At 71.5% G+C, this 21602-nt stretch carries 17 protein-coding genes, 1 tRNA gene and 1 pseudogene; 11 read left to right on the plus strand and 8 right to left on the minus strand.

Features of this window, described 5'->3' with window-relative positions; all coding sequences use genetic code 11:
- Window positions 1-47: 47 nt before the first annotated feature.
- On the minus strand, window positions 48-1646 hold the full coding sequence (locus tag OIB37_RS14415) for a purple acid phosphatase family protein (RefSeq protein WP_330457991.1): 1599 nt from the start codon (window positions 1644-1646) through the stop codon (window positions 48-50).
- Window positions 1647-1836: 190 nt separating this feature from the next.
- On the opposite strand from OIB37_RS14415, the gene OIB37_RS14420 reads away from it, so the two are divergent.
- Window positions 1837-2094, plus strand: coding sequence for a hypothetical protein (locus OIB37_RS14420; protein ID WP_330457992.1), 258 nt, complete (start codon window positions 1837-1839; stop codon window positions 2092-2094).
- Between the two features lie 26 nt (window positions 2095-2120).
- Complete coding sequence (gene glmS / locus OIB37_RS14425; RefSeq protein WP_330457993.1) at window positions 2121-3938, plus strand: glutamine--fructose-6-phosphate transaminase (isomerizing); 1818 nt, start codon at window positions 2121-2123, stop codon at window positions 3936-3938.
- 145 nt (window positions 3939-4083) lie between these two features.
- Here glmS and OIB37_RS14430 read toward each other — a convergent pair whose 3' ends face one another.
- Together OIB37_RS14430 and OIB37_RS14435 are read right to left on the minus strand one after the other, a co-directional pair.
- On the minus strand, window positions 4084-4644 hold the full coding sequence (locus OIB37_RS14430; protein ID WP_330457994.1) for a GPR1/FUN34/YaaH family transporter: 561 nt from the start codon (window positions 4642-4644) through the stop codon (window positions 4084-4086).
- Between the two features lie 161 nt (window positions 4645-4805).
- A complete protein-coding gene (locus OIB37_RS14435; RefSeq protein WP_330457995.1) occupies window positions 4806-5333 on the minus strand; it encodes a universal stress protein in 528 nt (175 codons plus the stop codon).
- 317 nt (window positions 5334-5650) lie between these two features.
- Between OIB37_RS14435 and OIB37_RS14440 the strand changes: the two genes are divergently transcribed.
- The 4 genes from OIB37_RS14440 (at window position 5651) to OIB37_RS14455 (ending at window position 8505) form a co-directional block, all read left to right on the plus strand.
- A complete protein-coding gene (locus OIB37_RS14440; protein ID WP_330457996.1) occupies window positions 5651-5908 on the plus strand; it encodes a hypothetical protein in 258 nt (85 codons plus the stop codon).
- A gap of 378 nt (window positions 5909-6286) precedes the next feature.
- Window positions 6287-7504: a helix-turn-helix domain-containing protein gene (locus OIB37_RS14445; protein ID WP_330457997.1), complete on the plus strand. Its 1218-nt coding sequence runs from the start codon at window positions 6287-6289 to the stop codon at window positions 7502-7504.
- A gap of 184 nt (window positions 7505-7688) precedes the next feature.
- Window positions 7689-8291: an oligoribonuclease gene (gene orn / locus OIB37_RS14450; RefSeq protein WP_330457998.1), complete on the plus strand. Its 603-nt coding sequence runs from the start codon at window positions 7689-7691 to the stop codon at window positions 8289-8291.
- A 141-nt stretch (window positions 8292-8432) separates the two neighbouring features.
- Window positions 8433-8505, plus strand: a tRNA-His gene (locus OIB37_RS14455).
- A gap of 176 nt (window positions 8506-8681) precedes the next feature.
- On the opposite strand, the gene OIB37_RS14460 is transcribed toward OIB37_RS14455, so the two are convergent.
- The gene (locus OIB37_RS14460) at window positions 8682-9722 is read right to left on the minus strand and encodes a LacI family DNA-binding transcriptional regulator (RefSeq protein WP_330457999.1); all 1041 of its coding nucleotides are present in this window, start codon (window positions 9720-9722) and stop codon (window positions 8682-8684) included.
- 320 nt (window positions 9723-10042) lie between these two features.
- Between OIB37_RS14460 and OIB37_RS14465 the strand changes: the two genes are divergently transcribed.
- The 4 genes from OIB37_RS14465 to OIB37_RS14480 all read left to right on the plus strand — a co-directional run bounded on the left by OIB37_RS14465 (window position 10043) and on the right by OIB37_RS14480 (window position 14941).
- A complete protein-coding gene (locus OIB37_RS14465) occupies window positions 10043-11371 on the plus strand; it encodes an ABC transporter substrate-binding protein (RefSeq protein ID WP_330458000.1) in 1329 nt (442 codons plus the stop codon).
- Window positions 11368-12393, plus strand: coding sequence for a carbohydrate ABC transporter permease (locus OIB37_RS14470; RefSeq protein ID WP_330458001.1), 1026 nt, complete (start codon window positions 11368-11370; stop codon window positions 12391-12393). Before OIB37_RS14465 ends, OIB37_RS14470 begins: the two co-directional genes overlap by 4 nt.
- A complete protein-coding gene (locus OIB37_RS14475; RefSeq protein WP_330458002.1) occupies window positions 12390-13283 on the plus strand; it encodes a carbohydrate ABC transporter permease in 894 nt (297 codons plus the stop codon). The genes OIB37_RS14470 and OIB37_RS14475 overlap by 4 nt, the downstream gene beginning before the upstream one ends.
- A gap of 149 nt (window positions 13284-13432) precedes the next feature.
- Window positions 13433-14941, plus strand: coding sequence for a GH1 family beta-glucosidase (locus OIB37_RS14480; protein ID WP_330458003.1), 1509 nt, complete (start codon window positions 13433-13435; stop codon window positions 14939-14941).
- A 16-nt stretch (window positions 14942-14957) separates the two neighbouring features.
- Here the strand turns inward: OIB37_RS14480 and OIB37_RS14485 are convergent, their stop codons facing one another.
- From OIB37_RS14485 to OIB37_RS14500, 4 genes and pseudogenes are all read right to left on the minus strand, one after another.
- The gene (locus OIB37_RS14485) at window positions 14958-16790 is read right to left on the minus strand and encodes a hypothetical protein (RefSeq protein ID WP_330458004.1); all 1833 of its coding nucleotides are present in this window, start codon (window positions 16788-16790) and stop codon (window positions 14958-14960) included.
- 124 nt (window positions 16791-16914) lie between these two features.
- The gene (locus OIB37_RS14490; protein WP_330458005.1) at window positions 16915-18363 is read right to left on the minus strand and encodes a glycoside hydrolase family 18 protein; all 1449 of its coding nucleotides are present in this window, start codon (window positions 18361-18363) and stop codon (window positions 16915-16917) included.
- 270 nt (window positions 18364-18633) lie between these two features.
- A pseudogene (locus OIB37_RS14495) lies at window positions 18634-20085 on the minus strand (sensor histidine kinase); the annotation flags it as partial.
- On the minus strand, window positions 20082-20789 hold the full coding sequence (locus OIB37_RS14500) for a response regulator transcription factor (RefSeq protein ID WP_330458006.1): 708 nt from the start codon (window positions 20787-20789) through the stop codon (window positions 20082-20084). The pseudogene OIB37_RS14495 and the gene OIB37_RS14500, both read right to left, overlap by 4 nt.
- 112 nt (window positions 20790-20901) lie before the next feature.
- Here OIB37_RS14500 and OIB37_RS14505 point away from each other — a divergent pair, with 112 nt between their 5' ends.
- Window positions 20902-21444 (plus strand): hypothetical protein, encoded by a 543-nt coding sequence (locus OIB37_RS14505; RefSeq protein ID WP_330458007.1) that lies wholly within the window; start codon window positions 20902-20904, stop codon window positions 21442-21444.
- Window positions 21445-21602: the final 158 nt, after the last annotated feature.

The raw sequence follows: 21602 nt of genomic DNA on the forward strand, positions 1-21602 counted from the left end.
GCCCGGTGCCGGGTGCGCCCCGTCACGGCCCCGGGGCGCACCGGGTGTCACTTCGCCCTGCGGGCCACCGTGAAGTGGTCGATGCGCTCACCGGTCTCGGCGATGCCCGACACGGTCAGCGTGGTCTGCCGCCCCTTCGGCGCGGGCGTGACGTCCACGCGCAGGAAGGAGTAGTCGAGGTAGCGCACCCGGGACCAGGCGACGGTCTCGTTCCGCTTGCCGTCCTTGAGGTTGACGAACGAGGCGACGGAGTCGGTCTCGTGCTCGTGGCCCTCGTAGGAGTCGGGGGCGGTGAAGGCGTACAGGCTGCGGCCGGCCGCTCCGGCGGTGACGTACACCACACCCTCGGTCTCGGAGTAGGCGGTGCCCCCGATCGGGAGCTTCTTGGCGACCGCGTCCCCCTTGATCACGTCGGTGCGCTCGTACTGGTGGTTGTGGCCGTTGATGACCAGGTCCACGGTGTACTTCTCGAACAGCGGCACCCACTCCTGGCGTACGCCCCCCTCCGAGGCGTGCGCGGTGGAGGTGCAGTAGGCGCAGTGGTGGAAGAAGACCACGACGAAGTCGACGTCCTTGGCCGCGCGGTACCTCTTCAGCTGCGCTTCCAGCCACTTGGTCTGGGTTCCGCCCGAGATGCCCAGGTTTGCCGGGATCTCGTACGAGATGTCGTTGGCGTCGAGGGAGATGACCGCGGTGTTGCCGTAGACGAAGGAGTAGACGCCCGGCAGGTTCTTCCTGTCGGGGCCGTTGTCCGGGAGGGTCCAGCGGGCGTCCTCGCCACCGTAGCCGTTGGGCGAGTACCAGGCCTCCATGTCGTGGTTGCCGTACGCCGGCATCCACGGGACCTGCTTGGCGACCGACTCGGTCTGGGCGAGGAACTGGTCCCAGGTGCGCGAGTCGAAGCCGGTGTCGGTGGTCTTGCCGGCGCCGGAGGGGTCGCCGTAGGCGATGTCGCCGGCGTGCAGATGGAAGGCCGGGTTCTGGCCGAGGATCAGGGCGTTGTTGGCCAGGCCGTGGTAGCCGACGCCCTCGTCGCCGAAGGCGGTGAAGGTGAACGGCTTCTTGTGGTCGGGGGCGGTGGTGAAGGTGCCGAGGGTGCCCAGCAGGTGCGGCTCGGCCGGGTCGAAGCCGCGGTGACCGACGCCGTAGTAGTACGTCCTGCCGGGGCGCAGGTGGGTGAGCCTGGCGTGGATGTAGTACTGGGTGTGGTCACCGCTCGCGCCGACACCGGCCGGGGTGTGCAGGGCGCGGACCTCGGCGTCGATCCTGCGGGAGAGGTCCCAGGGATGGGCGCCGATCCGGATGAACGGCTTCTTCACCGCGACCGGGACCTGCCAGGAGACGGTGATCTCGGTGCGCGGGTCGTTGCCCCAGGCCAGGTGGCGGCCGAAGGGGGCGACGAGGGCGCCGTCGACGGTCTCGGCCGACAGGGTAGCGCTCCCCCACCGCCTGAAGGGCGTGGGAGGTACCCCCAGCGCCGGGACGGCGGCCCGTGCGGTGGCGCCCGGCACGAACGCGCCGCCCGTGACGGCGCCCAGGGTGACGGCACCGCCTCTGATCATGGCGCGCCGGGAGAATCGCGCGCGCAGGTACTCATGCTGTTCGGCCATGCTCATGCGCTCGGCCAGCTTCTCGGGTACTCCCATGCGAGGAATGTCCATGACGCCTGAAACTCGTCCCCGCAGGCGACCGCGCGCAGGACACCGGATGGACGGCTTGCGAACACCTGCCCACGAGAGTCCCAGCACACCGCTCCACGGGGGCACCCAACGGGCATCTGCCCGGAATCGGGCACGATTCTTGCGAATCTCGCGCCGGTGGCCCAGGATCTACCGGGTGCACGAGGAACTTGTCGATCACCTGACGCGGTCCACGCCCCTGAGCAGGGGCGAGGCGCTGCGGGTGGTCCAGGACGTGCTCGCCTATTTCGACGAGACGACGCAGGACTACGTCCGTCGCCGCCACCGCGAGCTGCAGGCCCAGGGCCTGCAGAACACGGAGATCTTCGACCGGATCGAGGCGGACCTGAAATACCGAACGGTGGCGCCGCCGGAGCTCACGCTCAGGCAGCTGCGCCGCATGGTCTACGGCTGAGACGCCAGGCTGAGAGATACGTATACATGTGCGGAATTGTCGGATACATCGGTAAGCGTGACGTGGCCCCGCTGCTGCTGGAAGGTCTGCAGCGGCTGGAGTACCGCGGCTACGACTCCGCGGGCATCGTCGTCTCCTCCCCGAAGTCGGCCGGCCTCAAGATGGTCAAGGCCAAGGGCCGCGTGCGCGACCTGGAGGCCAAGGTCCCGGCGCGCTTCAAGGGCACCACCGGTATCGCCCACACCCGCTGGGCCACCCACGGCGCCCCCTCCGACGTGAACGCCCACCCGCACATGTCGGCCGACCAGAAGGTCGCCGTCGTACACAACGGCATCATCGACAACGCCTCCGACCTGCGCCGCAAGCTGGAGGCGGACGGTGTCGAGTTCCTCTCCGAGACCGACACCGAGGTCCTCGTCCACCTGATCGCCCGCTCGACGGCCGAGAAGCTGGAGGACAAGGTCCGCGAGACCGTGCGCCTGGTCGAGGGCACCTACGGCATCGCCGTCATGCACGCCGACTTCCCCGACCGCATCGTGGTGGCCCGCAACGGCTCCCCGGTCGTCCTCGGCATCGGCGAGAAGGAGATGTTCGTCGCCTCGGACATCGCCGCGCTGGTCACCCACACCCGGCAGATAGTCACGCTGGACGACGGCGAGATGGCCACGCTGAAGGCCGACGACTTCCGCACGTACACCACCGAGGGCACCCGTACGACGTCCGAGCCGACCACCGTGGAGTGGGAGGCGGCCTCCTACGACATGGGCGGCCACGACACGTACATGCACAAGGAGATCCACGAGCAGGCCGACGCCGTGGACCGCGTGCTGCGCGGCCGCATCGACGACCGGTTCTCCACCGTGCACCTGGGCGGCCTCAACCTGGACGCCCGCGAGGCGCGCAAGATCCGCCGCGTGAAGATCCTCGGCTGCGGCACCTCGTACCACGCGGGCATGATCGGCGCCCAGATGATCGAGGAGCTGGCCCGCATCCCCGCCGACGCCGAGCCTGCCTCCGAGTTCCGCTACCGCAACGCGGTCGTCGACCCCGACACCCTGTACGTCGCGGTCTCCCAGTCCGGTGAGACGTACGACGTCCTCGCCGCCGTGCAGGAGCTGAAGCGCAAGGGCGCCCGCGTCCTCGGCGTGGTCAACGTGGTCGGCTCGGCCATCGCCCGCGAGGCCGACGGCGGCATCTACGTGCACGCCGGCCCCGAGGTCTGCGTGGTCTCGACGAAGTGCTTCACCAACACCACCGTCGCCTTCGCCCTGCTCGCCCTGCACCTGGGCCGCACCCGTGACCTCTCGGTCCGCGACGGCAAGCGGATCATCGAGGGCCTGCGCCGGCTGCCGGAGCAGATCACCGAGATCCTCAAGCAGGAGGAGGAGGTCAAGGCGCTGGCCGAGGAGTACGCCGAGAGCCGCTCGATGCTCTTCATCGGCCGTGTCCGGGGCTACCCGGTGGCGCGTGAGGCCTCCCTGAAGCTCAAGGAGATCACCTACATCCACGCCGAGGCCTACCCGGCCTCCGAGCTCAAGCACGGCCCGCTGGCCCTGATCGAGCCCGCCCTGCCGACGGTCGCGATCGTCCCCGACGACGACCTGCTGGAGAAGAACCGCGCCGCCCTGGAGGAGATCAAGGCCCGCAGCGGCAAGATCCTCGCGGTGGCTCACCAGAAGCAGGAGAAGGCCGACCGGACGATCGTCGTCCCCAAGAACGAGGACGAACTGGACCCGATCCTCATGGGCATCCCCCTCCAGCTCCTCGCCTACCACGCGGCGAAGATCCTGGGCCGCGACATCGACAAGCCGAGGAACCTGGCGAAGTCCGTGACGGTGGAGTAGAAAACCCCCGCGACGGCCGAAGCGATAATTGAGCAACCCCCACGGCGAGCAACCGCCTCCGCGAAAGCGGCGCCGGTCCAGGCGCGAAAAAGAGACCCCCACGTGTGCCACCTCGCACGTGGGGGTCCTTTCGGTGCTGCTCGATTCAGCCGGCGGCCGTCACCCCCCGGCCCGCAGCACGTCGGGGAAGCGCCGTCGGCCAGTGCGCCAGCGCGGCCGTCGCCGCGTACCAGGCCACCGCCCCGGAGGCGACGGCCACCCAGCCTCCGGCCTTGGCCAGAGCGGAGCTGTCCGCGAACTGGGCCACGGCCAGCACGAGCATCGCCAGGAACAGCAGCCCGTACATGACCTGGCCGAGCCTGTCCCCTCCCGCGAGGGTCAACGTGAGCGCCACGAGGGCGAAGAGCAGCAGGAAGAGCCCGGCCGCGTGAGCCGACCCGGGGCTCGCGACGGCCCAGGTGAACCACAGCGCGCCGAGGGCCGTGAAGCCCGTACCGGAGGCCGGGTCGCGGTCGCGGAAGGCCAGCAGGCCGACCAGGAACAGGGCGACTCCGCCCACGTAGTGGGCCACTGACGCGGCGTCGGCCGTCGCCACGCCGTCGATCACACCGGTCGTACCGAGCCCGAACGCCAACAGGGTTATCCCCAGGGCGAGTCGGCCCACAACGGAAGTGTTTCCGCTTCCCGCGGAGACGTCATTGTCCACGGCGGGCTCCCTTCATGCATGTGCGGTTGTGCGGTGCCCGGTATATGCCCTTCACAAGGGCACAAACACCTCTACGCATGAGTAGTTTCACGCTGTACGAAGGGAGTTGACGGGGTGCCGCGCACTCCGGGGAGCGAGGGGCCGAAGGGGCCGGGGCGGCGTCAGGGAATGACGATCACGGGCCGCTTCGCCCGCTTGGCGAGCCGCCCGGCCACGGAGCCGAAGAGCCGGCCGACGAGCCCGTGGGTCGAGCCGACCACGATCGCGTCGGCCTCGTACTCCCGCCCGACCTCCTCGAGTTCGTGGCAGATGTCACCGCCGCGCTCGACGAGGATCCACGGCACCTCGGCCAGATGTTCGGCACAGGCCAGTTCGAGGCCGAGCACCTCGGTGCGGTGGTCCGGGACATCGACGAAGACGGGCGGCTCGCAGCCGGCCCACACGGTGGTGGGCAGCCGGTTGGCCACATGGACGATGATCAGACCCGAACCGGAGCGGTGGGCCATGCCGATCGCGTAGGCGAGGGCGCGCTCGCTGGAGGTGGAGCCGTCGAAGCCGACGACCACTCCGTGCCGGAAGGCGGGATCGCAGGAGTGGCGTGACTCTTCCGCCGCCAGGGGCTCGGCCGCCGTGGGTTCGGCGACGGGCCGCTTGCGGTCCGCGGGTTCGAAGAATTCGTGACCGGCCATGGCTGTCTCGGCGTTGTGATCCTTTAGGGAACGGGGGCGACATCGTGCGGTGAAGCTGTGTCCGGGAAACGTCTTCCCAAGCCCATACCCCCAAGGGTACGGCTGCACGCCTCCTCTGGGCCAGATCCCGCACACGCTCCGTAAGCGGCCCTCCGGGTGTCTTCCGGGGGTTCCCCGGAGCATGCACGAGCGGCGCCCGCAACGCAATGGTTGCTGCCCCGTACAGGCGGTTTGCACAGGCTTCACAGGGACACCGCCGGTGACCGGCCGGTCGGACGGGCGTTGAAGGGGTGAGCCACCGCCCCAGGGAGCACGAGATGCCCGCACCCCCACCCGCCACCGACCCGCACCCCGCGCCGGACACGACGAGTGACGTGATCCGCTGGGCGGCCTTCAGTTGTGTCCTCGTCCCCGTGGTCCTGCTCTGGTACGGCACCTCACTGGCCGGCGCCGCGGGCACGGCTCTCGGCCTCGCCGCCGTCACGGCCGCCTGCCGCGTCCTGCTGCGCCGTTCGGAACGTTGCGCGGAGCAAAGAGGCGGGCGTCACACTACGGAGTGGACACCGGTCGACTGACCGGTTTCCGCGCCCCCGAACGCTTCTTTTCAGCCAACTTCTGGATATCGACCTGGAGGGGTCGGAACCACCCCCCTTCCCCCGTTCCACCTGCACAAAAAGGGGTTGCGCGACCCTCCGCACCCTATGCGGTTTGGCCACCGCCACAAGGCGCACTTCCCTACGCGGCCCACGAGTGCAACCCTTCGTGATCGAATGCTTCACGCCAAGTTGTCATGTCGACAATGCGTCGCGTGCGGAACTGGCCATCGACAGACCGTGGAAGCCAGTAGATTCGATCTTGACTTTCTTACGGCGGGGGACTCGTGCAGGACCGAGGGGAAACGTGCAGGAGCGACACAACCGAGGAGCCGCGACCACCGAGGGGGGCTTAAGCGGATGAGCCACGACTCCACTGCCGCGCCGGAAGCCGGTGCCCGGAAGCTGTCCGGGCGACGCCGCAAGGAGATCGTCGCGGTGCTGCTGTTCAGCGGCGGCCCCATCTTCGAGAGTTCCATACCGCTCTCGGTGTTCGGCATCGACCGCCAGGACGCCGGAGTGCCGCGTTACCGGCTGCTGGTGTCCGCCGGCGAGGACGGCCCGCTGCGGACCACAGGGGGCCTCGAACTCACCGCGCCACATGGGCTGGAGGCGATCTCCCGCGCGGGCACGGTCGTCGTGCCGGCCTGGCGCTCGATCACCTCACCACCACCGGAGGAGGCGCTCGACGCGCTGCGCAGAGCGCACGAGGAGGGCGCCCGCATCGTCGGGCTGTGCACCGGCGCCTTCGTGCTCGCCGCGGCGGGCCTGCTGGACGGACGCCCGGCGACCACCCACTGGATGTACGCCCCGACTCTGGCCAAGCGCTACCCGTCGGTGCACGTGGACCCGCGCGAGCTGTTCGTCGACGACGGCGACGTGCTGACCTCGGCCGGTACGGCCGCGGGGATCGACCTGTGCCTGCACATCGTGCGGACGGACCACGGCAACGAGGCGGCCGGCGCGCTGGCCCGCCGCCTGGTGGTCCCGCCGCGCCGCAGCGGCGGCCAGGAGCGCTACCTCGACAGGTCTTTACCCGAGGAGATCGGCGCCGACCCGCTCGCCGAGGTCGTCGCCTGGGCGCTGGAACACCTCCACGAGCAGTTCGACGTGGAGACGCTGGCGGCACGCGCCTACATGAGCCGCCGTACGTTCGACCGCCGGTTCCGTTCGCTCACCGGCAGCGCGCCGCTGCAGTGGCTGATCACCCAGCGGGTGCTCCAGGCGCAACGGCTGCTGGAGACCTCGGACTACTCGGTGGACGAGGTGGCGGGCCGGTGCGGTTTCCGCTCACCGGTCGCGCTGCGCGGGCACTTCCGCCGTCAGCTCGGCTCCTCCCCCGCCGCGTACCGGGCCGCGTACCGGGCCCGCCGGCCACAGGGCGAACGGCACGACGAGCAGGAGGCGCAGGTGTCCGCGCACAGCGGCGCGGGCGCGCCGCACGCCGGTGTGCCCGGCCACGGACCGGTGGGCCACCTGCCCACCGCGCTGCACCCTGACCGGGACAGCGGGGTCCCGATGCAGATGAGCCGCCGCCAGGCGGTGAGCCTGCTGCCGGGCCCGCGCGGGGGCGGCTGAGCACCCCAGAAGAACAGAAGAAGAGGAGAGGGGGGCGGGGTCGTACTCCGCCCCCCTCTCCTCTTGCTCTCTCGCTGTCTCCCGTGCTCGCTCCCGCCTCGCTCCCCGATGTTTCTGACCGTTCACCGACAAGGTGGGCGCACGCGCGGTCCGGCTCGGGGCCGCTCCCCGTAAGGTGAGACACATGAACGATCGCATGGTCTGGATCGACTGCGAGATGACCGGCCTCTCGCTGTCCCACGACGCTCTCATCGAGGTGGCCGCCCTCGTCACCGACTCCGAGCTGAACGTACTCGGCGAGGGGGTGGACATCGTCATCCGCCCACCGGACTCGGCACTGGAGACGATGCCGGAGGTGGTGCGCGAGATGCACACCGCTTCCGGACTGCTGGCGGAGCTGGCCGGCGGCACCACGCTGGCCGACGCCGAGGAGCAGGTCCTCGCCTACATCCGCGAGCACGTCAAGGAGCCCGGCAAGGCCCCGCTGTGCGGCAACTCCGTCGGCACCGACCGCGGCTTCCTGCTGCGCGACATGCCGACCCTGGAGGACTGGCTCCACTACCGGATCGTCGACGTCTCCTCGGTCAAGGAGCTGGCGCGGCGCTGGTACCCGCGGGCCTACTTCAACAGCCCGGAGAAGAACGGCAACCACCGCGCCCTCGCCGACATCCGCGAGTCGATCGCCGAGCTGCGCTACTACCGCGAGGCCGTCTTCGTCCCGCAGCCCGGCCCCGACTCCGAGACCGCCAGGGCGATCGCCGCCAAGTACGTCCTGCCCGCGCAGTAACCGCCGCTCCGCCCGGGTCCGCAGGGGCTCGCCGGGGCCCTCCCGGGGCCCGCGCGAAAACGCGTGCGCGAGCACCCCTTCGGACCCTGTAGACTTCTTCTCGGCCGGTCGGGGAAACGACAAGTTCCACAGCCGGTCATGGTGGGTGTAGCTCAGCTGGCAGAGCACCTGGTTGTGGTCCAGGATGTCGCGGGTTCAAGTCCCGTCACTCACCCTGAGTAATCAGCCGGTGACACCGTCGAGAGACGGGGTCACCGGCTGATTCGTTTTCCGGCGCGCGCCGACGACTGCCGACGCCCGCCGGGCGCCCGCACCACCGGCGAGCCCCGGCCAGTTCGGCAGCACTGGTTCGGCAGCACCCGTCCCTGGGCATCCGGCACGTGAGCCGCCTCACGACGACGCCCGCACCACCAGCTCCGTGGGCAGCACCGCGTGGCGGCGTCGCAGGTCGCGGGTGGCCGGGGGGCGGCGGTCGGCTATCTCCGCGAGGAGGAGGTCGATCATGGCGCGGCCCATCTCCTGGATGGGCTGGCGGACGCTGGTGAGCGGCGGGTCCATGTGGCGGGCGATGGCCGAGTCGTCGTACCCGACCAAGGCCACGTCGTCGGGGATGCGGCGGCCCGCCTCGCGCAGGACCTGGCGGGCGCCCGCCGCCATCACGTCGGAACCGGCGAAGACCGCGTCCAGGTCGGGGTACCGCGCCAGCAGGGTGGTCATCGCACGCCGGCCGCCGTCCTCGGTGAAGTCCCCCGGCTCGATGAGAAGTTCGTCGGCCTCGCGGCCCGCGTCCCGCAGGGCGTCGCGGTAGCCGTCGACGCGGCGCTGGGCGCCGTAGACGTCGAGGCGGCCGGTGATGTGCGCGATCCGGCGCCGGCCGCGGGCCAGAAGGTGCTCCACGGCCGAGCGGGCGCCGCCGTAGTTGTCCGAGTCCACCGAGGTGAGCGTCTCCCTCGCCGACCGGGGGCCGCTGATCACGGCCGGGGTCTCCAGCTGGGTGAGCAGGTCCGGCAGCGGGTCGTCCGCGTGCACCGAGACCAGGAGGACACCGTCGACGCGGTGGGCCGCGAGGTACTGGGCCAGACGCTGCCGCTCCCGGTCGCCGCCCGCGAAGATCAGCAGCAACTGCAGTTCCGTGTCGGCGAGTTCGGCGCCGACACCGTGCAGCATGTCCGAGAAGTACGGCTCCGCGAAGAAGCGGGTCTCCGGCTCGGGGACGACCAGGGCGATGGAGTCGGTGCGGTTGGCCGCAAGGGCACGGGCCGCGGTGTTGGGGACGTAGCCGAGCTCGGCGACGGCGGCCTCGACCGCGGCGCGGGTCGCGTCACTGACCCGCGGGGAGCCGTTGATCACCCGCGAGACGGTGCCCCGGCCGACTCCGGCCCGAGCGGCGACCTCCTCGAGCGTGGGCCGCCCGCCACTACGGCTACGCATCGGGCTCCGCCTTTCCTCACCGCACATCAAGCCGACCTGGAATGTAACAGCGCCGCTCGCCGCGGCCGCCGCGGGCCGCTCACGCACCGCCAACTGCCCCCAGTTAACGGCCGGATAACTGAACGCGGCGCTCCCCGTCCATTCCCTTGACACCCCGCCCCGGACCGACGACCCTTCAACACATCACACGTGGGAGCGCTCCCACGGTACCTGACACATACACATCCCGCACGTTCCCCGCCCGAGCCGCAGCGAGTACGAACGGGCCCGATTCCATGAGTCGGCCGGGGGGTCGGCACGTCAGGCAACAGGAGGACGCAATGCGCACGAGCATCCGCCGGTCCCGCAAAGTGGGGGTCTTCATGACCGTCGCCGCGCTGGCCACGGGACTGCTGGCCGGCTGCGCCAAGGACTCGGACGACGGCTCGTCGGACTCGGGTGGCGGCAACGGCAGTGACAAGGGCAAGACCACACTGACCATCGGCACCTTCGGCGTCTTCGGCTACAAGCAGGCCGGCCTCTACGACGAGTACATGAAGCTCCACCCGGACATCAGCATCAAGGAGAACGTCACCACCCGTACCGACGTGTACTGGCCAAAGGTGCTCACCCGCCTCCAGGCCGGCGCCGGCACCGACGACATCCAGGCCATCGAGGTCGGCAACATCACCGAGGCCGTCCAGACGCAGGGGGCCAAGTTCGTCGACCTCGGCAAGGACGTCGACAAGTCCCAGTGGCTGGACTGGAAGAACGCGCAGGCCACCACCAAGGACGGCAAGCTCATCGGGCTCGGCACCGACATCGGCCCGATGGCCATCTGCTACCGCAAGGACCTGCTCCAGAAGGCCGGCCTGCCCACCGACCGCACCAAGCTCGCCGAGGCCTGGAAGGGCGACTGGGCGAAGTACGTGGACCTGGGCAAGCAGTACATGAAGAAGGCGCCCAAGGGCACCAAGTTCGTGGACTCGGCCGCCTCGGTCTACAACGCGGTACTGGGCGGCGCGACCGAGCGCAACTACGACAAGGACGGCAACGTCGTCTGGGACAAGTCACCGGGTGTGAAGAAGGCGTGGGACGTCGCCATGACCACGGCGACGAGCAACATGTCGGCGAAGCTGAAGCAGTTCGACCCCACCTGGGACCAGGGCTTCGCCAACGGCACCTTCGCCACCGTCGCCTGCCCGGCGTGGATGATCGGCTACATCGAGCAGAAGTCCGGTGACTCCGGCAAGGGCAAGTGGGACGTGGCGGCGGCCCCGGCAGCCTCCAACTGGGGCGGCTCCTTCATCGGTGTGCCGACCGCGACCAAGCACCAGAAGGAGGCCGTCGCCCTGGCGAAGTGGCTGACCGCGCCCGAGCAGCAGGCGAAGGTCTTCGCCAAGCAGGCCAGCTTCCCGTCGACCCCGTCGGCGTACGCGGGCCTGAAGCCGCAGGCCGACACCACCGCCTACTTCTCGGACGCGCCGCTGACGCAGATCTTCTCCGACTCGGCGAAGACCATCCCGGCGCAGCCGCTCGGCCCGAAGGACAAGCCGATCGACAGCGCGATCAGCGACATCGGCATCCTCCAGGTCGAGCAGAAGGGCAAGTCCCCGGCACAGGGCTGGGACGCGGCGTCCAAGGAGATCAAGGACGTGCTCGGCCAGTGACCAGCTCCGAAGAGGCTCTCGCGCGTCCCGCGTCGAGCGCCGAGGCCGCGCCCGGCACCCCGCCGGGCGCGGCCCGGGGCGCTCGGGGTCGCGGCACGCCGGCGGGCGCCGAGTCCTGGCGCAGCCGGCTGTACCGCTGGGACATGAAGGCGTCGCCGTACGCCTTCGTGGCCCCCTTCTTCGTCCTGTTCGGGGCCTTCACCCTGGTCCCGCTGCTCTACACGGCCTGGTACTCGCTGCACGACGTACAGCTGTCGGCGCTGGACCACCAGACCTGGGTGGGCCTGCACAACTACGAGAACCTGCTGTCCTCGGACTTCTTCTGGAACGCCCTGCGGAACACGTTCACCATCGGCCTGATCTCGACCGTGCCGCAGCTGCTCGCCGCGATCGGGCTCGCCCATCTGCTCAACTACCGGCTGCGCGGCTCCACCGTGTGGCGGGTGGTGATGCTGACGCCGTACGCCACCTCGGTGGCCGCCGCGACCCTGGTGTTCACGCTGCTGTACTCGTGGGACGGCGGCATGGTCAACTGGATCCTGCACTTCTTCGGCGTCGACGCCGTCAACTGGCGTGAATCCGACTGGGGTTCGCAGTTCGCGGTGTCGTCCATCGTGATCTGGCGGTGGACCGGCTACAACGCGCTGATCTACCTGGCCGCGATGCAGGCGATCCCGACGGATCTGTACGAGTCGGCGGCGATCGACGGGGCGAACCGCTGGCAGCAGTTCCGGCACGTGACGATCCCGCAGCTGCGGCCGACGATCCTCTTCACGGTCGTCGTCTCGACCATCGGCGCCACCCAGCTCTTCGGTGAGCCGCTGCTGTTCGGCGGGGTCAGCGGGTCCAAGGGCGGCTCGGAGCACCAGTACCAGACGCTCGGCCTGTACATGTACGACCAGGGCTGGATCATCGGCAACCTCGGCAAGGCGTCCGCGATCGCCTGGTCGATGTTCCTGATCCTGCTGATCGTCGCCGCGGTCAATCTGCTGCTCACCCGACGGCTGAGGAAGACCCAATGACCACCACTGACATGGCCTTGCCGCAGGCGCGCAGGCCCGGGGCCGGGCGGCGCCGGGTGATGGGCGCGGGCAAGCAGCTGCACGCCGGCCCGATGACGTACGTCGTGCTGACCGTGTTCGCGCTCGCCTCGCTGGCCCCGCTGGTGTGGACGGCGATCGCGGCCTCGCGCACCGACCGGCGGCTCGCCCAGACCCCGCCCCCGCTGTGGTTCGGCGGCAACCTGTTCACGAACCTCCAGGCCGCCTGGGACCAGGCCGGGCTCGGCACCGCGATGTTCAACTCGGTGCTCGTCGCCGGGACGATCACGGTGAGCACGGTGGTGTTCTCCACACTGGCCGGCTTCGCCTTCGCCAAGCTGCGGTTCCGGTTCTCCGGACTGCTGTTGCTGCTGACCATCGGCACGATGATGATCCCGCCGCAACTGGCCGTCGTACCGCTGTACCTGTGGATGTCGGACTTCGGCTGGTCGAACCAGCTCCAGACGGTGATCCTGCCGAGCCTGGTGACCGCGTTCGGCACGTTCTTCATGCGGCAGTACCTGGTGCAGGCGCTGCCGTCGGAGCTGATCGAGGCGGCCCGGGTGGACGGGGCGAGCAGTCTGCGGATCGTGTGGCACGTGGTCTTCCCGGCGGCCCGGCCCGCGATGGCGGTGCTCGGCCTGCTGACGTTCGTGTTCGCCTGGAACGACTTCCTGTGGCCGATCATCGCCCTGAACCAGCAGAACCCGACCGTCCAGGTGGCGCTGAACTCGCTCGGCACCGGCTACGTCCCGGACCAGGCCGTCATCATGGCGGGCGCGCTGCTCGGCACGCTGCCGCTGCTGCTCGCCTTCCTGCTGTTCGGCAAGCAGATCGTGGGCGGCATCATGCAGGGCGCGATCAAGGGCTGACGGCGGCGGTCCGCGGGGCCCGGGCAGCGCCGCCCGGGCCCCTCCCCCGCACGGGAGGGCCGGGCCGGCGCCGCCCCGGCCCCCTTCGCCCCCACCTCTGCCTCCTCACTCACCCGTAGGTCTCCTCGACCCTCCATGGGAGCGCTTCCATGCCTGAGTCCGTTTCCCCCTCCCCGTCCTCCCCGCTCGCCCAGGCCGACCCGGTCGCGCGGCCCGACCTGGTCGCGCAGGACGCCCAGCAGGCTCCGGTGGCCTTTCCCCCGGGCTTCCTCTGGGGCGCCGCGACCTCCGCCTACCAGATCGAGGGAGCCGTGCGCGAGGGCGGCCGCACCCCCTCGATCTGGGACACCTTCAGCCATACGCCGGGCAGGACGGCCGGCGGTGAGACGGGGGACATCGCCGTCGACCACTACCACCGCTACCGCGACGACGTCCGGATGATGGCGGACCTGGGCCTGACCGCCTACCGCTTCTCGGTCTCCTGGTCCCGGGTGCAGCCGACCGGCCGGGGCCCGGCGGTCCAGGTGGGCCTGGACTTCTACCGCCGGCTGGTGGACGAGCTGCTCGCACATGGCATCAAGCCCGCGGTCACGCTCTACCACTGGGATCTGCCGCAGGAGCTGGAGGACGCGGGCGGCTGGCCGGAACGGGACACGGCCCAGCGGTTCGCGGAGTACGCGCAGATCGTCGGCGAGGCCCTGGGCGACCGCGTCGAGAACTGGATCACCCTCAACGAGCCCTGGTGCAGCGCCTTCCTGGGGTACGGCTCCGGGGTGCACGCCCCCGGCCGCACCGACCCGGTGGCGTCACTGCGGGCGGCCCACCACCTCAACCTGGCTCACGGCCTGGCCACTTCGGCCCTGCGCTCCGCCATGCCGGCCCGTAACCAGATCGCGGTCAGCCTCAACTCCGCCGTCGTGCGGCCCCTTTCCCAGGACCCGGCCGATCTGGCGGCGGCCCGCCGGATCGACGACCTGGCCAACGGCGTCTTCCACGGACCGATGCTGCACGGGTCGTACCCCGCCTCGCTCCTGTCCGCGACGTCCTCGGTCACCGACTGGTCGTACGTCCTCGACGGCGACCTCCGCACGATCAAGGCGCCGCTGAACGCGCTGGGCCTGAACTACTACACCCCGGCCCTGGTCTCGGCGGCACCCGGCGAGCCGAAGGGGCCGCGCGCGGACGGTCACGGCGCCAGCGCGCACTCGCCCTGGCCCGGCGCCGACGACGTGCTGTTCCACCAGACCCCCGGCGAGCGCACCGAGATGGGCTGGACGGTCGACCCGACCGGCCTGTACGACCTGATCACCCGGTACTCCCGGGAGGCCCCGGGCCTGCCCCTGTACATCACGGAGAACGGCGCCGCCTACGACGACAAGCCCGGCCCCGACGGCCAGGTGCACGACCCCGAGCGCATCGCCTACCTGCACGCCCACCTCGCGGCGGTCCACCGCGCCCTCGCCGACGGCGCCGACGTGCGCGGCTACTACCTGTGGTCCCTGATGGACAACTTCGAGTGGGCCTACGGCTACGAAAAGCGCTTCGGCGCGGTCTACGTGGACTACGAGACGCTGGAGCGGACACCGAAGTCGAGCGCGCGGTGGTACGGGGAGGCGGCGCGGGCGGGGGTGCTGCCGGGGGCGGGGTCCGGGGACTGACGCCGGGCCCCACGGCTCACGCGAGCATCCGCCGGGCGACGTCCCGGATCCGGTCGTCGAGGGTGCGGGCTCCGGCGTGTTGGGAGAACAGGTCGTAGCACTCCACCACGCGCCGCTCGGAGGCCGCCCAGCGCGGCAGGTCCTGGTACAGGTGGTCCGGGAAGGGCGGCCCCATCGCCAGCAGTACCCGCAGGGCGCTGACGCCCACCGGGGAGGGACCGGCGAGGTCGGCCAGTACGGGGGCGGCCCTGGTGGGGTCACCGGTGATACGCCAGTGGGCCTCGGCGGCACGTCGGCGCTCCCACCGGCCGCCGGCTCGGAGGTGCCTCTCGACCAGGGGAAGGAGGGACACCGCGGCCGGGCCGAGGGCGGCGGCATCCTCCAGGCCCCGTCCGCTGTCGCGCAGGCGGTCCGCCAGAAGGCGCAGCGCCGGTTCCGGGTCGGCGCCGAGGCGGGCGGCACTGGTCGCCGCGGCGACGGCGAGTTCTCCGTCGCCGTCGCGCGCGATCCCGGCCAGCACGGAGAGCAGTTCCCCGTCCGGGACGCCCCAGTCGCCCAGCCGGCGTACGAGGGAGGCGTCGTGGTGGCGCTCCAGCAGTTTCCGGAGGTCGGGCAGGAGCTGACGGGCCGTCTCCGCGGTGAAGGTGTCCAGCAGCTCGCCGAGGCGGTGACCGCGGGCGCGGCGCAGGGCGCGGCGCCGGTGGTCGTCGCGGCCCGTTCGGGTGGCGAGGGCGGCGAGGGCCTCGGGGGACGGTTCCGGTACGACGGTCAGGAGGCGCTCGTCGCCGAGGCGGCCGAGCACCACCTGGGCCTCACCGGTCGTGGGGGTGTCGGCGAGCGCGTGCGGCAGGACGTGGTCGCCGAGCGCCGGGGCGGGCTCGCCGGCGCCGGGCAGCCAGCGGACGAGGGCGCGGAGCAGCTCGGAACGTTCCCAGACCTCGTGTTCGTGGGGCAGGGCCGCGGTGAGGAGGGCGACGGTGTCGTTCTCGCGGTCGCGCCAGGTCTCGGAGAGTTCGGCGGCCCGGCGGGAACCGCGGCCGGTGAGGTCGCCGCACGTGGTGAAGGCGCGGGCAACGGTCACCAGGGCGTCCGGGTCCTCCTTCAGCACGGCGCACAGCCGGGAATCGGCGTCGCCGACACCGTGGAACCAGCTGTACGGGTCGGTGGCGAATCCGGTGCCGCCACCGCCCTCCGCCAGGGCGGCGACCAGGTCGGCGGGGTAGGGGGCCTGTTCCCGTTCCAGCAGCGCGAGGGCTGCGGTGGCGCGGACCGCCGGGACCGGGTCGGTGAGGGCGGCGCGCAGGCTCCGCTCGACCGCCTCGCCATCGGGGTCCAGCCGGGTGCGGACGGTCAGCGCGTCGGCGCGGACCACGGTCACCGTGTCCGTCTCGTGAGCGGCGGTCAGCGCCCGCACCGCCGCGGGGATGTCCGCGCCGCTCGCGCGCAGGGCGAGACGCACGGCCTCGCGTCGCACCTCGGGGTCGTCGTCGGTGGTCAGGTGCAGCAGTCCTCGCACCTCCGCCGCGACCCGCTCGCCGCCCTCTTCGTGGGTCTCGGTGTCCGGCTCGTCGGCACGACCCGCGACACCGGACAGGAACGCGAGCGCGGACGCCCGCTCGTGGGCGGCGTGCACGGCGGCGTGCGCCAGGAACGGCACGGCCGCCACGCTCGCCGAGTACACCGACCCCTGGTGCAGCACGCGTCCGAACAGCTCGCGCACGGCGGCCTTCGCCCGGTCCGGGTCGCCGGAGTACAGGGCGCGTATCCAGTCCGGGACGTCGCCGCCGTCGCCGTAGGCGTGGCCCAGCTCCGTCCACTCGACCGAGTCGAGTTCCTCAGGTGATCTCACACCGGCGCACTGTAGTGACGGGCACTGAAACGTGCCCAACGTGCGCGAGGTCCTGGCGCCGGGGAGTGGTCGGCGCCAGGACCTCGGGTTCACCGGCAGGCGGTCGTCCGCCGGCCGCCGGGGGCTACTTGTACGCCGCGAACGCCTTCGAGAAGGCGAACGCGTCCTGGGCTACCGAGCTGCACACCGGATCCGCGGAGGGCTTGGGGCCGCCCGCGCACTGCTTGTCGCGGGCCGCGGACCACATGGAGAGGGCGCCGAGGCCCTTGGACTTGGCGAAGTTCACCAGCTGGGTGGCGTCGTCGGTCGTGAACACCTCGGTGGAGACGTCGTTGACGCCGATCATCGGGGTGACGGCGACGGTCTTCCAGGCGTCCGCGTCGGACCGGCCCAGCACGCCCTTGACCTGGGCCTGCGTGGCGGTGGCGGCCTGTACGGCGTAGTCGCCCATGTCACCGCTGAACGCGGGGCCGTAGTCCATCGCCATGATGTTGACGGCGTCGATCTTCACGCCGTTGGACTTGGCGTCGGACAGGAGGTTCACGCCGTCCTGGGTGAGGCCCTCGGGCATCACCGGGAGGGTGAAGGAGACGTCCAGGCCGGGGTGCTGGGCCTGGAGCTCGGCGATGGCCTGGGAGCGGCGGGTGTTGGCCGCGGTGTTGGGCAGTGCGCCGCCCTCGACGTCGAAGTCGACCTTGGTCAGCTTGAAGGCGTCGACCGCCTTGCCGTAGGCCGCCGCGAGCGCGTCCGCGGAGGAGCAGGCGGTGGCCAGCTCGGAGCCGGAGGCTCCGCCGAAGGAGACCCGCACGTCACCGCCCTTGGCGCGCAGGGCGCCTATCTGCGCGGCCACGCCGTCGCTGGTCAGGTCGGTCACGCCGCCCCACTTGGGGGTGCAGCCGCCGCCGTCGGTGACGAAGGCGAGGTTGAAGTTCTTCACGCCGGTGGCGTCGGCGGCGCCGAGGAGGTCGAAGGCCGGGTAGAGGGAGGTGTCGACGTAGGGGGCGAAGCCGGCGGAGGCGGTGGTGCCGCTCCCGGCGCCGCTGCCGCTGTCCGTGCCGGTGCTCGCGGTGGGCGCGGGGGGCGCGCTCTGCGTGGGGGCGGGTTCCGGGGCCGTGGTCGGGCGGCCGCTCGGCTCGGGAGTGGCTCCGCCCTCCGCCGAGCACCGCTGGTCGTCGACGCGGCAGCCGGTGGGGTCGCCGCTGCCGTCGACCACGAAGCCGAGGGTGACCGACTTGCCCGGGGCCAGACCGTCCGTGTCCCACTTGGCGGGGCGCACGGTGACGTGCCGGCCGCTGACGTCGGCCTCACCGTTCCAGAGCGAGCCGAGCCTGGCGCCCTCGGGCAGGTCGAACTCCAGCGACCAGGTCTTCTCCGTCTGGGTGCTGTTGTTGGTGACGACGTACTGCGCTGTGTAGCCCGTCTGCCAGTCACTGGTCTTCGTGTACGCGGCGTTCACCCCGGCCGCGTTCGCGGTACCGGCCAGCAGGACCGCGCCACCGCCGACCACGGCCGCGGCGACCGCGCCACCGATCGCCTTGTTCCTGCCACTGATCCTGCGCCGGTGCGTGCTCATGCGCGTGCCTGCCTTCGCTGTCCACGGGGGGTGGGGTGTGGCAGCACGCTAGCGAGGCCGATTCGGACAAATGACCTAGGGGACGGAGTCGTCGGAGTTCTTAGGGTGCGCTTAAGGATGGGATCGGGGACGGTTAAAAGCCGAGACCGGTTTCTCTGGATTCTCCCGTTCTCCCGGCTCCCCTGGAGTCCCTGGCTCCCCCGGATTCCCGAGCTCCCCCAGCTCCCCCGGATTCCCCCGTTCCCTCGGCTTCTCCGGCCTCTGCGGCTTCACCGATCTCCACGGTCTCCTCGACCGGTGCCGCCGGGCCGCGCCCCGCTGTCCGCGTCCCGTCGGGGCGCCGCCCAGCTGGAACCAGATCCGTACCTCGGTGCCGCCCAGCACCGAGGAGCCGATGCGGACGTCTCCGCCGGTGGACTCGGCGAGGCGGCGCACGATGTCCAGGCCGAGCCCCGTCGAGCCCGCACTGCCGGAACCGCGGCCGCGGGCCATCGCAGCCCGGGGGTCGGATATGCCGGGGCCCGCGTCCGAGACCAGGACGATCACGGCCTCCTCGCTGTTGTGCACGTCGACCGCGAACGCGGTGCCCTCGGCGGTGTGCCGGAAGACGTTGCCCAGCAGCGCGTCCAGGGCGGCGGCCAGGTCGGCGCGGGCCACGGGTATGCGCACCGGACGCTCCACCCCGGCCACCCGCCACTTACGGCGCTCGTCCTCGGCGAGTGCCGACCAGAACTCCATGCGCTCGCGGACCACTTCGGCCGCGTCGCAGCCGGCCGCCGGCCCGGCCGCGCCGGTCTGCGGCTTGGCCTCCCGGGCCGTACGGATGATGGTGTCGACCTCGCGCTCCAGCTGGGCGACGGCGGCCCGGGTCTGTTCGGCGGCCGGACCCGCGCCCAGGGAGGCTGTGTTCAGCCGGAGCACGGTGAGCGGGGTACGCAGCCGGTGCGAGAGGTCCGCCGCCAGTTCGCGCTCGTTGGCGAGGAGCTGGACGACCTGGTCGGCCATGGAGTTGAAGGCGACGGCTGCGAGCCTGAGTTCGGTCGGCCCGTCCTCGGGGACGCGGGAGCCGAGCTTGCCCTCGCCCAGTTCGTGCGCCCCCTCGACCAGCCGCCGCGCGGGCCGCACCATGCGCACCCCGAGCCGGTCGGCGACCGCGACCGAGCCGACGACCAGCGCCAGGCCGACGCCGCCGAGCACCGCCCACGCCGTGCCGACGCCGTTGCTCATCTCCGACTCGGGCACGTACACCTCGACGACCGCGATCGCGCCGGAGCCGAGGGCGACCGGCTGGAGCAGGGCGGAACCGCCGGTGACGGACGCGGTGGAGGCCCGGCCCATGTTCCGTACCGCCTGGATGTCCCGGCCGGTGGCGCGCTGCCGCCCCAGGTCGAGCGCCGCGTGCCCGGCCTCTGCGGGCAGGTGCACGGCCATCCCGGAGGCGGGTCCCTCGGCATCGGCACCGGGGCCGGGGCCGGGGCCGGGGCCGGGGCCGGGGCCCGCGCCCGCGCCCGCGCCCGCGCCCGCGGAGGCCACCACCTTTTCCAGCTCGTCCCGGTCGGTGGTGATGGACAGCGCCGGGGCGACGGCGGCGGCCTCGCGCTCGGCGTTGGAGAAGGCGCGGTCGCGGGCCATCTCCTGGACGACCAGGCCGAGCGGGACGGCGAAGGCGACCGCCACCATCGTGGTGACCGCCAGGCACACCTTGACCAGAGCCCATCTCATCGCGTCGGCTCCCCCGCCGCGGGTGGCTCCAGCTTCACCCCGACACCGCGCAGGGTGTGCACATAGCGCGGCCGGGCCGCGGTCTCCCCCAGTTTCCGGCGCAGCCAGGACAGATGGACGTCGATGGTCTGGTCGTCGCCGTAGGACTGCTGCCAGACCTCGGCGAGCAGTTCCCTGCGCGGGACGACGACGCCGGGGCGGCCGGCGAGGTAGGCGAGGAGGTCGAACTCGCGACGCGTCAGATCCAGCCGTCTGCCGTCCAGTTCGGCCTGGCGGCGCGTCGGGTCGACGCTGAGGCCGCCGACGCGGAGCACCGGCGAGGGCGGTGCCTCCCCGCCGCCGGGGCGGGCCCGGCGCAGCACGGCGGCGATGCGGGCGGACAGGTGCTCGACCGAGAACGGCTTGGTGAGGTAGTCGTCCGCCCCGGCGTTGAGCAGCCGGACGATCTCCGTCTCGTCGTCCCGGGCGGTGGCGATGATGACCGGCACGTCGGTGACGCCGCGCAGCATCTTCAGCGCCTCGGAGCCGTCCAGGTCGGGCAGTCCGAGGTCCAGGATGACCACGTCGAAGCGGAGATGGGCGACCTCGCGCAGCGCCTCCAGCGCCGTACCGACACTGCGCACGGCGTGCGAGGCCTCGGTCAGATGCCGGATGAGTGCCGAGCGTACGAACTGGTCGTCCTCGACCACGAGAACACGTGCCATGCGCCGCACCGTACGCCATACGGACCGCCCCGGTGCGGGCCTGTGGACAACTCTCTGTGGATAACTCCGGTCCCCTGCGCGGGTTGTGACGGGTGGGGCAGGATGGCCCGCGATGCGCAGAGGACTCGTACACGTACTGGCGTGGCTGCTCTCGACGGGAGCGGCGGTCACGCTGTCCTGGTGGGGCGTGCACACGGTGATGGCGGGGACGGCGTACGACCCGCCGCGCGCCCTGCCGATCACGGCGGCCGACGCGACCCGGCAGGCGGCGAAGGCACCGCCGCCCCCGGTCACCACGCGCCCGGCCCCGTCGCCGAAGAGGCCGCGGACGAGCCCGTCGGCCGACGCCCCGGCACCCGCGCCCTCCACGACGACGGCCGCGGGTTCCGGCACGTCCCCCGCACCCGCGGCCCCCGCCTCCTCCGCCGCCACCGGCCAGGTCAAGGCCTACGACACCGGCGGCGGGAGGGCGGTCTTCGATCTGGGCCCCGCCGACGCGACGCTCGTCTCGGCGACCCCGGGGACCGGCTGGTCGATGCAGGTGTGGAAGACGTCGACGTGGATCCGGGTGGAGTTCAGCAGGAGCACGGACCGGGTGACGGTGTTCTGCGCCTGGAACGACGGGCCGCCGACCGTCCAGGTGATCAACTACTGACGCCCGCACGGGCCCGGACCGCCGGGGCGGGTTCGACGGTCGTGTCCGACGGCCATGTCCGACAGCTGTGTCCGACAGCCCTGTCCGCTCAGGCTGTTGACGACAGGGCCCAGGGGGTGTCTCTTCGGTCTTCTCGGTCCTCGTGGATCAGGCCGCGG

Origin of the sequence: Streptomyces sp. NBC_00820 (assembly GCF_036347055.1) — a bacterium.
In the GTDB taxonomy this organism is placed as follows: Bacteria; Actinomycetota; Actinomycetes; order Streptomycetales; family Streptomycetaceae; genus Streptomyces.

Coding starts and splice junctions, on each gene's coding strand:
- OIB37_RS14415 (WP_330457991.1), bottom strand. CDS start 1,646: ATGGGAGTACCCGAGAAGCTGGCCGAGCGCATGAGCATGGCCGAACAG.
- glmS (WP_330457993.1), top strand. CDS start 2,121: ATGTGCGGAATTGTCGGATACATCGGTAAGCGTGACGTGGCCCCGCTG.
- OIB37_RS14435 (WP_330457995.1), bottom strand. CDS start 5,333: ATGGCCGGTCACGAATTCTTCGAACCCGCGGACCGCAAGCGGCCCGTC.
- OIB37_RS14440 (WP_330457996.1), top strand. CDS start 5,651: ATGCCCGCACCCCCACCCGCCACCGACCCGCACCCCGCGCCGGACACG.
- OIB37_RS14445 (WP_330457997.1), top strand. CDS start 6,287: ATGAGCCACGACTCCACTGCCGCGCCGGAAGCCGGTGCCCGGAAGCTG.
- orn (WP_330457998.1), top strand. CDS start 7,689: ATGAACGATCGCATGGTCTGGATCGACTGCGAGATGACCGGCCTCTCG.
- OIB37_RS14460 (WP_330457999.1), bottom strand. CDS start 9,722: ATGCGTAGCCGTAGTGGCGGGCGGCCCACGCTCGAGGAGGTCGCCGCT.
- OIB37_RS14465 (WP_330458000.1), top strand. CDS start 10,043: ATGCGCACGAGCATCCGCCGGTCCCGCAAAGTGGGGGTCTTCATGACC.
- OIB37_RS14475 (WP_330458002.1), top strand. CDS start 12,390: ATGACCACCACTGACATGGCCTTGCCGCAGGCGCGCAGGCCCGGGGCC.
- OIB37_RS14480 (WP_330458003.1), top strand. CDS start 13,433: ATGCCTGAGTCCGTTTCCCCCTCCCCGTCCTCCCCGCTCGCCCAGGCC.
- OIB37_RS14490 (WP_330458005.1), bottom strand. CDS start 18,363: ATGAGCACGCACCGGCGCAGGATCAGTGGCAGGAACAAGGCGATCGGT.
- OIB37_RS14500 (WP_330458006.1), bottom strand. CDS start 20,789: ATGGCACGTGTTCTCGTGGTCGAGGACGACCAGTTCGTACGCTCGGCA.
- OIB37_RS14505 (WP_330458007.1), top strand. CDS start 20,902: ATGCGCAGAGGACTCGTACACGTACTGGCGTGGCTGCTCTCGACGGGA.